Raw genomic sequence first — 11,979 nt, forward strand, 5'->3', positions numbered from 1 at the left:
GCTGGATCTGCGCTGCGGCATGTCGGTGCTGGTCTATCCCACCGACCGCCCAGCCTGGTCGCGGCTGTGTCGGTTGCTGTCCATTGGCAAAGCCCGGGCGGGCAAGGGGGCATGCCATCTGGACTGGGACGATCTGCAGGCCCATGCCGAGGGACTGCTGGCCATCCTGATCCCCGACACTGCGGACGATACCTGCGCCCTGCGCCTGCGCCGGTTGCGGAACACGTTCGGCGACCGGGCACATCTCGCCCTGACCCTGCGCCGCCGCCCGAACGACCAGCTGCGCCTGCACGAGCTGTCGGCCCTCGCCGCCGGGATGGGCGTGGCCACGGTGATCACCAACGATGTGCTGTTCCACGTCCCGGACCGCCGCATCCTGCAGGACGTGGTCACCGCCATCCGCCACACCACCACCGTGGACGCCCTGGGCTTTCGCCGCGAGCGCCACGCCGACCGTTACCTGAAGGCCCCCGCCGAGATGGCGCGCCTGTTCCCCCGCTACCCCGAAGCCCGGGCTAGGACACAGCAGATCGCCGACCGCTGCCGCTTCTCGCTGGACGAGCTGCGCTATCAGTATCCCGAGGAACGCGACGACCCGGCCCTGACGCCCCAGCAGACGCTGGAGGCGCTGACCTGGGAGGGGGCCGCGACCCGCTATCCCGAGGGCATCCCGGCTGAGGTCACCGCCAGCCTCGGCCACGAGCTGCGCCTGATCGCCCGGCTGGACTACGCCCCCTACTTCCTGACCGTGAACAGCATCGTGCGCTTCGCCCGGTCCCGCGGCATCCTCTGTCAGGGACGCGGCTCGGCGGCGAACTCGGCGGTCTGCTACGTGCTGGGCATCACCTCGATCGACCCGGGCCGCAACGACCTGCTGTTCGAGCGCTTCATCAGCGAGGAACGCCGCGAGCCCCCTGACATCGATGTGGACTTCGAGCATGAGCGGCGCGAGGAGGTGATCCAGTGGGTCTACCGCACCTACGGCCGCAGCCGCGCGGCGCTGACCGCCGTGGTGATCCGCTACCGCACCAAGGGCGCGCTGCGCGACGTGGGCAAAGCCCTGGGCCTGCCCGAGGATCTGATCCGCGCCATCTCCGGGCAGATCTGGTCCTGGGGCGAGGAGGGCATCAGCGACGATCAGCTTCGCGAGTTGGGCCTGAACCCTGGCGACCGGCGGTTGCGGCTGCTGCTGGACCTGGCGGCACAGCTGCGCGGCGCGCCCCGGCATCTCAGCCAGCATCCGGGCGGCTTCGTCCTCACCCATGACCGGCTCGACGATCTGGTGCCCATCGAGCCCGCCGCCATGGCCGACCGGCAGATCATCGAGTGGGACAAGGACGATATCGACGCACTGAAGTTCATGAAGGTCGACGTGCTGGCGCTCGGCATGCTGACCTGCATGCGCCGGGGGCTTGACCTGATCGCCGCCCACAAGGGCATCCGCTACGATCTGGCGACGATCCCGGCCGAGGATCCGCGCACCTATGCGATGATCCGCAAGGCCGATACCCTCGGCACCTTCCAGATCGAGAGCCGGGCGCAGATGTCGATGCTGCCACGTCTGAAGCCGCGCACCTATTACGATCTGGTGGTGCAGGTGGCCATCGTCCGCCCCGGGCCGATCCAGGGCGACATGGTCCACCCCTATCTGCGCAGGCGCGCCGGGCTGGAGCCGGTCCACTACCCCACCCCGGAACTGGAGAAGGTGCTGGGCAAAACCCTGGGCGTGCCGCTCTTCCAGGAGCAGGCCATGCGCGTGGCCATCGAATGCGCGGGCTTCACCCCGGGCGAGGCCGACATGCTCCGCAAGTCCATGGCCACCTTCAAGTTCACCGGCGGGGTGTCCAGGTTCCGCGACAAGCTGGTCGAGGGCATGGTCGAGCGCGGCTACGACCGTGCGTTCGCCGAGCGCACCTTCCGGCAGTTGGAGGGTTTCGGCAGCTACGGCTTTCCCGAAAGCCACGCGGCCAGCTTCGCGCTGATCGCCTATGCTTCGGCCTGGCTCAAATGCTGGCACCCCGACGCCTTCTGCGCGGCGCTTCTGAACAGCCAGCCAATGGGGTTCTATGCCCCCGCGCAGATCGTCCGCGATGCCCGGGACCATGGGGTCGAGGTTCGACCCATCTGCATTGCGACGTCGGACTGGGACTGCACGCTGGAGCCGGTGGGCGACCCCGGCGACGACCGCTTCGCCGTCCGCCTCGGGCTGCGCATGGTCAAGGGGCTGGCGGAAGCCCACGCGGGGGCCATCCTGGCCGCTCGCGCTACCCGGCCCTTCGCCGACGTCGCCGATCTCTGCCGCCGCGCAGGCGCGCCGATGGCCGCCCTGACCCGCATCGCTGAGGCCGACGGGTTCCTGCCGGCGTTCGGCCTCGCCCGGCGGGAGGCGATCTGGGCGATCAAGGGCCTGCGCAACGATGACCTGCCCCTGTTCGCGGCGGTGGAGCAGGATGCGCTGTTACCCGCCGGGCGCGATATAGAGCCAGGAGCGCACCACCATCCCGCTCGGCAGGATCGCAGCCCGCGTGCCGTCGTCCCACCCCTGCCCCACGTTGAACCCACCGTCTCCCTGCGCCCGATGGCTGCCGGGCGCGAGGTGGTCGAGGACTACAGCCATACCGGCCTGTCCCTGCGCCGCCACCCGGTGGCCTTCCTGCGCGCCGGCCTGACGAAGAGCCGTATCCGCAGCTGCGCCGAGGCCATGACCGCCCCGAACCGCCGCTGGACGGAGATCGCCGGTCTGGTTCTCGTCCGCCAGCGTCCCGGCTCCGCCAAGGGCACCATGTTTATCACCCTGGAGGACGAGACCGGCATCGCCAACCTCGTCGTGTGGCCAAAGGTCTTCGAGGCCCACCGCCGCATTATCCTGTCGGCCGGAATGATCGCTGCCGCAGGTCGCGTCCAGCGCGATGGCGACGTCGTGCATCTGGTCGTGTATCGCCTCACCGATCTTTCCGCTCAACTGGCCAGCATCGGTAAGGGAGGCGACGCCTTCCCCCTGCCCCATGGTCGAGGGGATGAATTTCACCACGGTGCACCAGCGCGGGATCCGCGAACGCCTGTGATCGAAACCCCTCGCACGCGAGACATCTACATTCCTGACCTGCACATCGATGCGGTCAAGGTGAAGACACGCGACTTCAAGTGATCCTTGCCGACCTGGAAATGCCCCAAGCCGGCCGGGCCGCGTATTGGAAGCTGGTTGACCTCGGGTGGTGCAGATCCGGATCGCGGCGGAGCATCCGCAGACTGATCATCTCGTCAAAAATTGACGCTTGCAGACGGGGCGGAACAAACATTTTTGCATGCAGGCTGTAAGCCGTGCGATGCGCCTTTAGATACGTGGCATCAATCATGATCATCTGCGGATCGAAGCCCTCGGCGGCAAGGCCCACCACCGTCTTACCGTCCTGGCGAGACTCCTGTCGCGCCGAAAGCGGTTTAGCAAGATTGGTCAGGGACTGAGGGAGTCCCCTGCCCCGCTCGGCTGCGCGGGTTCTGGCATTCCAGCGCAAAGGCCTTACGCAGATGCGCTTCGGCACGGGCCGGATCCAGCTCTGCGACCGGCGACAGCAGCAGTCCTGCCAACCCGTCATGCATCGCACCAAGCCGCAGCGCTGTTGCGTCAGGCGCAGGCAAATCCCACAGGCCCTGAACGCATCCCGCCCGAAGCAGATCGCGCAACCTGTTGCGCGACTGCGCGCTGACCCTGCGAAACGCTGCATTCATCGGGCCGTCCGAGGCAGCAAGGTCCGAGGCCTCGATCCAAAGCTGCCAGTACCTTCGAACCTCTTGCGTGAAGGCCGTTGAAAAATACCGGTCAAGATCCTCCTGCGGGTCGCCCGACCCGGCGAACTGATCCTGTGTGACCGCAGTGAACAGCTGTGCCCATGCCAGAGCCCGCAATTCAGGCCAGCGGAAATAATGGTTTAGCAACCCGGTCCCGACGCCCGCTCGTTCCGTGACAAACCGCGTTTTTGCAGCGCGCAGGCCGACCTCTAGGATAATCGCGACCGTCGCCTCGACCAGCTTATCCCGGCGGCTTGGTTCCTGCTCTGTGCTGGCGGTCATCCGACACCCTCCATAATGCAAATTGAGCATTCGCTCAATAAATTTGAGCAGATGCTCAATCATAGGCTATCATGCCTGCTTGTCCCCGCAACACTGCAATGAACCTGATTCAGCTGCTGGCTATGATCGGCATCTATGCCTGTGTCGTAAATGTGGTCTTTATTGCCCTGCCCACGGAAGCAGCTAGGTCCCGGGCGACGGAATTGCACGATCAGGTCGCGGCGTTCATCGTCGGTACGCTGTTTCAGGCCAAGTTTTTCCTTCTGTTTTCATGTCTCATCGGCCGGGGAATTCCTATCCAAAGTGGTCCCCATGCCGCAGCAGACCGGCCCTTTGCCAGACAATATGGTCGCCATTTGGCGGGCTTGGCGGCTATTGGCGTCCTTCATGGAGCGTCGATTTTCACGGGCAACATATTGTTGATCTATGCATTACTTGGCCTGATCATTTAGCCAAGGAAAGGCTGACGGCCCGTTGATGCGCCTCAGTTATGTCATGATCCCGCTGGCTGTGGGTTGCCTTTGTCGCGCTGTCTCTGACGCTTCCTAGCCAGTTTCAGCGAGTGACCGGCTCAAGCCACGGCGGTATCTTACCGAAGTATCGCATGCGCGGCTGGCGGGCTGGCCTTTAACATTCGGCTTGCTGATGCTGGTCTAGGGCCTTTGGCCTTTCGCCTTGGGTCTCTCGGCTGGCAAGGCAAAATTCTTCGTTCATGGCACCTCCGGTAGGGACGCCTTGCGGCGACTGTTTCCGTCGTTGCTGCTGGCCGGCATCCCCTCAACATCGTCTGCGCCGCATCAATGGCAGAGCTTCTTGCACCAGAACAAGGCCTGCTGTTGCTTGATTGTTTCGCGGGCATTGCTCTTGGTGGCCATCAGCTTGCGGCAGGCTATCAACATATGATTTTAGTGCTGAAAGAGTGCACAAGGTTGCCGGGTGCTCTGGTGGCAGCAGGGAAGAACTCACTGTCGGTCTACGGCGTGGACGGCGTTGTCGCAGGCTTTTTGTTCGGATGCCATAGCGTAGGGCTGTTCAGGTTTGCCTAGTTTTTGGCAATTGGTCTTCTAATGGCCGGCCTGTCGGTTTTTGTGATCTGAGTTGTGGCGTTACGCACCGGTCGAGGACTGCTGGAGGCACTGCTGCGGTGGGTGACCTTCGGTCGGTGCAAAAGGAGGAGTTGGATTTGAGCTATTCCATCTGTGACCGCAGCCGGTTATTCCTGTCGGCCATTAGGACTGTGTGGATCTTAACAGGTGTTAAGTCAGAAGCCGCCCTCTGGGCATCCACATCCTAACTTAACACCTGTTAAGCCGCACTTTGCTTTCCAATCAGCGCCATCACCATCGGACCACAGGAAAACTCGCCTGACGCGGCCTTTGTTGTAAGCGCACGTAGATATCCACCTGGCGACTTGATTTCGGCGAAACGCTCCAGCATTGCCACCATGACAACCGATGCCTGTTCCGGCCCCATGCAACGCTGCGCATCTTCCCAGGCTGACAGGCTGATGCCCATGGCAGGTCGCATATGACAGGCAGCAGCGAAAAGCTGATGCCAGTGTCTTACCTCGCCTTGGTAAAACACACCAAGCGAAGGGCAGGCGGCAGTGACCAGATGAAGCGGTATATTTGGCATCTGCCGCATCTCTTGCTGATCGTTTCTGTCATCAAGCAAGATGACCTGACCATTTTGCGCATTGTTGCACTGCGCGGGCTTTTCCAAGCTAGGTTCAGAATCAATAGCTTCTTTATTTGAACTATGATGGTGCTGCTCAATCTGAGCAGCATTGCTGTTCAGATGCTCTGTTTCTGGGCCGTCAATAACGCTTCTTGCGTGGTCAAGCAGTACCTCAAGCTTAGTGCGGTACTCGCCCAAAACCTCGGCTGACAGCTTGCGGCGAAGGGCTTTGGCCACCGCATCGGCCGCGTCATGCAGTTGCTGCCACAGCTCAAAATCAGGCCTCACCCCCTGACCGAACTCTGCCAGTGCCGCCAGATCGCGGCGCATCAGGCTTACGATCACCCGCAAGCGTTTGAGACTGCTTTCAGCCATGCGCACCTCATCTGCCGCGCGCGCAATCTCTTCAGCGCGACGAAAGAGAGGAGTGAGGTCAAAGCCGAAGGCAATACGTTCGTCGCCATGCCTGCGAGCGTAACGTTTGCCGTTTGGGCTGTCGCGTCTTGTCAACAGACCGGAATCGATCAGTCGGGAAAGATGGCGACGCATCGTCGAGCAGGGCATACCGTTCAGGCGTTCACAGATCGTCTTATTGGACGGAAAAACGATCATCTCCGCGTTTCCGCCAAGCGCATCATGCGGAAAGAAACTGAGAAGCCCCTGCAGAACTGTCAGATCGCGTTCCGTGATCCCAAAGGCGGTCTGAGCTTTGGAAAGCTCGCGCAGAAGCTCCCATTTATTGATCGGCCTGTCCGGGACGGTGGCTTCCGTCCTTTCGACCACACGCAAATTGGCATGCGAAATCGGCCGCATAAACGGTGAAAGTGGGGTGTATTCCATGCGTTCCATCACGAAGGCAAAGATTCCACGTCCCGCGAATCGCTTTGCGCTTGCGGGGTAGGGGCCAGATCGCTACATTCAGAGGTGCGAAAACTGAGTTTGTAGCGGGCTTTGCCTGGTGCAGAATCTAAAAAGGGTCTCGTGGAGCTTGCTTCACGGGGCCTTTTTCTTTTTTGCCTGTATCGTGCCTCCTTTTTTGTTGGTTGCTCGTCCTCAGTCTTCTGAACGTTCCCAACGCTCATGAAGCTCGGCTATCAACTGCGGGGCATTGCCCTCCAACCAGCTGACGAAATTCGAATCCTCGGCCTTAAGGTCGAGCGTGAACTGCTTGCCACGGCGCCCGGTGGCGATCGTTGCCGCGCCAATGCCGGGGATCAGCACGGCGGGCGGGCGATTGCGGAGCGGTGGGCCAGATTGTTGAGCTGATGACAGAACGGCAAGGAACGCCTTGTCGGATTTCTCGTCAACATCACCGGAATGCGCTGCCTTGATATCATTGGCTAACGCGATCAGCGGGTCGCGGTCTGCATCGGCAGCCGCCAGCAGCTTCTTAAGCTCTTCCCACCGAGGCCTGCCGATACCGGGCGCCGCACCGATGGCGAGGACAAGATCCTCTCCGACTGTTCTGACGACACTCAACAGCTGAGAAACACCGGCCTCGGTCAGGTTCAGCACCTCTGCGACGCCTTTGTTCGTCCGTTCGGCCTCATTCAGGTGATCGCCATCCAGCAGCGCGGCGGCGACAAGGGCGCGCTCGATAAAGCTCAGGTCGCGGCGTTCCTGATTCTCAAGAAGCTGATCGCGAAGCGCCTGATCGCCCTCAATCTCTGTGACAATGGCGCGAACCTTGATGCCAAGCTCGCGGCAGGCCTCAAGACGCCTCCGGCCATAGATCAGACTGTAGCGCTCGCCGTCCAGGGGCCGCACGAGGATGGGGACGCGCTGGCCGTTCCTTGCAATCGACGCCTTCAAGCCCTCGATCCCGATCTGCAGCCGATCATCAAGCCGGCCCGTGGTCTCGACCTGGTCCGAGTCGATCTCGAACACGCCGCCGCGAAGACGGCGGCCCTCCATGGCGTCCGGGGCGTTGCGAAGAGTCTGCAGCGGCAGACCGAGTTTAGGCTTTCTTGCCATTGCGTCCCCATGTGCTTTGGACAAGTGCTGCGATCTCGTCATTGACGGCATTCATGGATTCGATTGCGCGATCAAAGGTTTGCCTTGTAAAGTCTCTCCGGTCCGCTTCGTAAAGCGTCTGCTTTGTCAGACCAGCGTCAGAGATGGCGGTAGATTCCACCATATGGTTCGTGAGGACGGAACGACCGAAAAGGCCGCGGATAAAGGCGATGACCTCGGTCTGGGGGGCGTCGCCGACCTTGTAGCGCGTCGGCAGAAAACGCAGCCAGTCAAAGCGCAGATTTGCACCCGCGTCCCGGATAACCCCAAGCAGATCGGCCGTCATCCGCAGAAACTGGGACATGGACATGAGGTCAAGCATCTGGGGGTGAACGGTTACCAGAACACCCGACGAGGCAGACAGCGCTGACATTGTCAGAAAGCCAAGCTGTGGCGGGCAGTCGATGACGACCACGTCGTAATCCGCCTCAACGCTGCCAAGCGCATCCCGGACACGGGCAAAGAATGCCCTCGCCCCGCCCCGCTGAATCGCTGCGGGCGTTTCATGCTCGAACTCCATCAGCTCAAGATTGCCGGGGATCAGGTCGAGGCCACGTATATAGGTTTTGCGGATCACATCCGAGATAGGGACCGGATCGTCATAGCGAACCGCGTCATAAAGCGTTCCGCCCTCCATCAGATCAATCTCGGGCTGGATACCGTGAAGAGCAGACAGAGACGCCTGCGGGTCCAGATCAATCGCCAGAACCCGATACCCTTTGAGGGCAAACCGCTGTGCCAGATGAGCCGAGGTCGTGGTCTTGCCGCTGCCACCCTTGAAGTTCACAACGGATATGACCTGAAGTTCATCACCCTGCCAACGCCCCGGCACATAGGTTCCGGGCTTTTTCGCGTTTGTTTCCAATGCATGACGGATCTGCCAGATATCATCCAGCGTATAGCGGCGGTGGCTGCCCGCCGTTGTCTCAACGTCTGCGATTTTTCCTTCCCGATGCAGCTTGCGGAGATAGGTGTGGTCGACGCCCAGCAGTTCTGCAGCCTCGCCACTGGTCAGGCTTCGCATGACCTTTTTCGCGTCCGGTGGAAAATGGGCTGCGCGCTGAGCGTGAAGATTCGACGCGAGAAGTTCCGCATAATGCCCGATGGCGATATCCAGGTCCTGCTCAGTTTCGCTCATATCTACCCCGATCCGTGATCGCGCTTTTTATGTGATCGCGCGTTATTTTTCGAGACTATTGCCCGTGCAACCAGATTCGGGCAAGCACTTTCTAAGTTTCGTTGCTTTCCGGGCGCTCAGCACGATCATGTTTTGTCTTGCACGGGGCTCACCAGCGGGCGCGCAAATGCTCAACCGCGCGCGCCAGCGGCACCGCTTGCAGACCGTTGCTTGCCGGAACCTCATGTTCACCGGCATAGACCAGCAGCTTTCGGGTAGCCCCGATATCTTCGACCGCCAGATGAAAACCTCGCGACACCTTGGGGGTGGTGGTGCGCTTGATCTCAATCGCCCAGGTTTCGTTTCCGGGAAGCCTCAGAACAAGGTCCAGCTCCGCACCTGCGGCCGTTCGGTAGAAATAAGGCTCGGTCCCCGCGGGTGCGGAGGCGATCAGGGTCTCGATGCAGAACCCTTCCCAGCTGCCGCCGACTACCGGATGGCCCAGCAGGCTCTCCATGGAGCCAAGGCCAAGCAGGGCGTGGACGAGGCCGCTGTCCCTCACAAAGACCTTTGGCGATTTGACGAGGCGCTTGCCGACATTTTCGTGCCAGGGCTGCAGGCGTCGCACCAGCATGAGATCAACGAGCAGATCAAGATAGCGCCCAACCGTTTGACCCGACACGCCCAGCCCCTCGGCCAGCGCGGCAGCATTCAGCAGCCCGCCCTGTGCATGTGCCAGCATTGTCCAGAAGCGGCGCAAGGTGGTCACCGGTATTCGCGGCCCGAGGGCAGGGATGTCGCGCTCCAGATATGTGCGCAGAAAATCCTCGCGCCAGCCAATGCTGGCGCTGTCATTCTCTGCCTGAAAACTGTCAGGAAACCCCCCGCGCAGCCACAGGTCGTTCTGCCGTTCGCGGCCCACCTCATCAAGCAGAAAGGGTGGCATCTCGATATAGCGGACGCGACCGGCAAGGGATTCTGCGGATTGATGAAGCAGCACATTCGATGCAGAGCCCAGCAGAAGGAATTGTCCTGCGCGGAACCCCTTGCGCCTGCGCATGTCAATCTGCCCGCGGAGGCTTTTAAACAGGCCGGGCATCTGCTGAACCTCATCGAGGATCACCAGCCGACCCGCCTGTTCGTCTAGATAGAGATCGGGCTCGGTCAGGACCTGCCGGTCCGCGTCGCGCTCCATGTCCAGGTATACGGAGGGGCGTTGCTCGGCTATCTCCATCGCAAGAGTGGTTTTTCCGACCTGCCGGGGCCCCAAGAGCACGACGGCCGCCTGGCTTTGAAGGGCGGATAACACGATCTGGTTGGTGCGGCGCTGGTACATGCCTTGCAATTATTCCATGACATGGAAGTTTTGCAAGGTTATTTTTGTTTCACAGCAGCGCCAACGTCCTGGCCCTTTCCAGCAGCATCTTCACGGATGAGGGCTGCCAGCTTGTCCGCCCGCGCGGGGTGCGTTCGCGCATCGCCTCAAGCCGGTCGCAGATCGCCTGCAGGGTGATGTCGGGATCGGCACCTTTTGATGGCGGCGACAAGGGCGGGCAGGCGGTAATCTGCGTCGCGGCGGCGGGCGCGGTCCAGCACAAACCGGGGCAGGAAGCCGTCGCAGATATAGGCGTTCACCGCGCGCAACGGCCGCGTCTGCGTCCTGCGCCGGGCCTCGGGCAGGGGTGCGTTGATGATGCGCAGCACGTCCTGCCACGGCATGTCTGGGCGCAGGAGACGCACACGGGGGAGCCAGTCCGTCGCGCTCTGCGCCAGTCGCTCCATATAGCCGTCATGTCGGGTGAGGCGGACCTTGCGCAACGCGGCCTGATCTCGGGCGCGCAGGCCGGGATTGCAACCGATCCGGCCTGGGCTGCGGGCGCTTTCCAGCCCTGCCTTGGTGCGCTCTCGGATCAGAGCGCGTTCAAATTCAGCGGCGGCGCCCAGAATCTGCAGCGTAAACTTGCCCTGCGGCGAGGCGGAGTCGATCGGGTCCTGGATCGAGCGGAAGAATGCGCCTTTGGCTTCCAGCCGCTCAATCTCCTACAGCAGGTGCGACAGCGACCGCGGCAGCCGGTCGATCCGCACCACGACCAACGTGTCGCCCCGTCCGATGCGGTCCAGCACGCGGGCCAGCACGGGCCGGGCACGATTGCCACCCAAGGCCTGTTCTTCGTGGATATCAGAGCAGCGCGCAGATTTCAGGGCCTACACCTGGGGCAGGGGTGTCCTATCTTCGGTAGAGACGGGGGCATAGCCGATCAGGCCCTTGGAGAGGGCGCTTTTGCGATTTATGACATCTTTAATAAACGACCGTTTGTAAACGTAGGCAAGAGAGCCAGCATTGCTCTTATGCCGTGTGTCCATAGCGGATGAAGGCCACTTGCGGGGTATTTGCTGCGCACGTCGCCATCTAGGAAGATCCTGCAACTGACCCTCAGAAAAGACATCAGTGTTCTTCATAAAGTAACTGAGATGATGCTTAAAAGTATCTAAGCGCTGAATTATACCAACGGCCCTAAGCATTGACCGCTTTTGCGTATTCACGCGTAGCAATTGATCGGACGCGCTCGGGGTCGTTTGCGAAGGCGTTCCACGCGTTGCAGCATCGGTCGACGATGTCTGCGTAGGTGTCGAAGACGGTGATGGCGAGGCCGTTTGCGCGCAGATAGGCCCAGATGTTCTCAACCGGGTTCAGCTCGGGCGCATAGGGCGGAAGCGTCACGATGGTGATGTTGTCGGGGATGCGTAGAGCACTGGAGTTATGCCAGCCGGCGCTGTCCATGACGAGCACGGCATGGGCGCCCGGCGCGACGGTTTTCGCGATTTCAGCGAGATGAGCGTTCATGGCCGAGGTATCGACACGTGGCATGACAAGTGCCGCGGTCGTGGCGCGCGATGGACAGACGGCGCCGAAGATATAGGCCCATTTGTAGCGGGTGTCGCGCGGCGCGCGAGGTCGGGTTCCGCACTCGGCTGTAGCGCGTCAACCATCTTGTCCTTGAGCGACAACCACGTTGGCCGGTTTTTGGGCGGTGGGGTTGGCGTTTTTCGAGGCTGTTTTCTGGTCAGCTTTCTCCTTCGTTGTGGTTGTCGGTGATGGT

General features: G+C 61.6%; 8 protein-coding genes and 3 pseudogenes. 3 read left to right on the forward strand and 8 right to left on the reverse strand.

The annotated features are described in order from the left end of the window. On the forward strand, positions 1-3,148 hold a 3,148-nt coding region (locus FA743_RS19375), incomplete at its 5' end, for an error-prone DNA polymerase (protein ID WP_136887708.1). Between the two features lie 151 nt (positions 3,149-3,299). Here FA743_RS19375 and FA743_RS20720 read toward each other — a convergent pair. Both FA743_RS20720 and FA743_RS19385 read right to left on the reverse strand, forming a co-directional pair. After that, positions 3,300-3,404 (reverse strand): annotated as a pseudogene (locus FA743_RS20720) (IS5/IS1182 family transposase); the annotation flags it as partial. 37 nt (positions 3,405-3,441) lie between these two features. Continuing rightward, positions 3,442-4,134 (reverse strand): TetR/AcrR family transcriptional regulator, encoded by a 693-nt coding sequence (locus FA743_RS19385; RefSeq protein ID WP_211242339.1) that lies wholly within the window; start codon positions 4,132-4,134, stop codon positions 3,442-3,444. A 35-nt stretch (positions 4,135-4,169) separates the two neighbouring features. Here FA743_RS19385 and FA743_RS19390 point away from each other — a divergent pair, with 35 nt between their 5' ends. Both FA743_RS19390 and FA743_RS19395 read left to right on the forward strand, forming a co-directional pair. Continuing rightward, positions 4,170-4,523, forward strand: coding sequence for a DUF418 domain-containing protein (locus tag FA743_RS19390; protein ID WP_136887710.1), 354 nt, complete (start codon positions 4,170-4,172; stop codon positions 4,521-4,523). Between the two features lie 348 nt (positions 4,524-4,871). Beyond that, positions 4,872-5,117, forward strand: coding sequence for a hypothetical protein (locus tag FA743_RS19395; RefSeq protein ID WP_136887711.1), 246 nt, complete (start codon positions 4,872-4,874; stop codon positions 5,115-5,117). A 259-nt stretch (positions 5,118-5,376) separates the two neighbouring features. Here FA743_RS19395 and repC read toward each other — a convergent pair whose 3' ends face one another. From repC to FA743_RS19425, 6 genes and pseudogenes are all read right to left on the reverse strand, one after another. Further along, complete coding sequence (gene repC, locus FA743_RS19400) at positions 5,377-6,588, reverse strand: plasmid replication protein RepC (RefSeq protein WP_136887712.1); 1,212 nt, start codon at positions 6,586-6,588, stop codon at positions 5,377-5,379. Positions 6,589-6,801: 213 nt separating this feature from the next. Then, a complete protein-coding gene (locus tag FA743_RS19405) occupies positions 6,802-7,722 on the reverse strand; it encodes a ParB/RepB/Spo0J family partition protein (RefSeq protein ID WP_136887713.1) in 921 nt (306 codons plus the stop codon). Next, a complete protein-coding gene (repA, locus tag FA743_RS19410; RefSeq protein ID WP_136887714.1) occupies positions 7,706-8,899 on the reverse strand; it encodes a plasmid partitioning protein RepA in 1,194 nt (397 codons plus the stop codon). The genes FA743_RS19405 and repA overlap by 17 nt, the downstream gene beginning before the upstream one ends. A 148-nt stretch (positions 8,900-9,047) precedes the next feature. After that, complete coding sequence (locus FA743_RS19415) at positions 9,048-10,214, reverse strand: ATP-binding protein (RefSeq protein WP_136887715.1); 1,167 nt, start codon at positions 10,212-10,214, stop codon at positions 9,048-9,050. A 49-nt stretch (positions 10,215-10,263) separates the two neighbouring features. Next, a pseudogene (locus FA743_RS19420) lies at positions 10,264-11,242 on the reverse strand (recombinase family protein). A 151-nt stretch (positions 11,243-11,393) separates the two neighbouring features. Beyond that, positions 11,394-11,846 (reverse strand): annotated as a pseudogene (locus tag FA743_RS19425) (IS630 family transposase); the annotation flags it as partial. Positions 11,847-11,979: the final 133 nt, after the last annotated feature.

Origin of the sequence: Paracoccus gahaiensis (assembly GCF_005048225.1) — a bacterium.
In the GTDB taxonomy this organism is placed as follows: Bacteria; Pseudomonadota; Alphaproteobacteria; order Rhodobacterales; family Rhodobacteraceae; genus Paracoccus; species Paracoccus gahaiensis.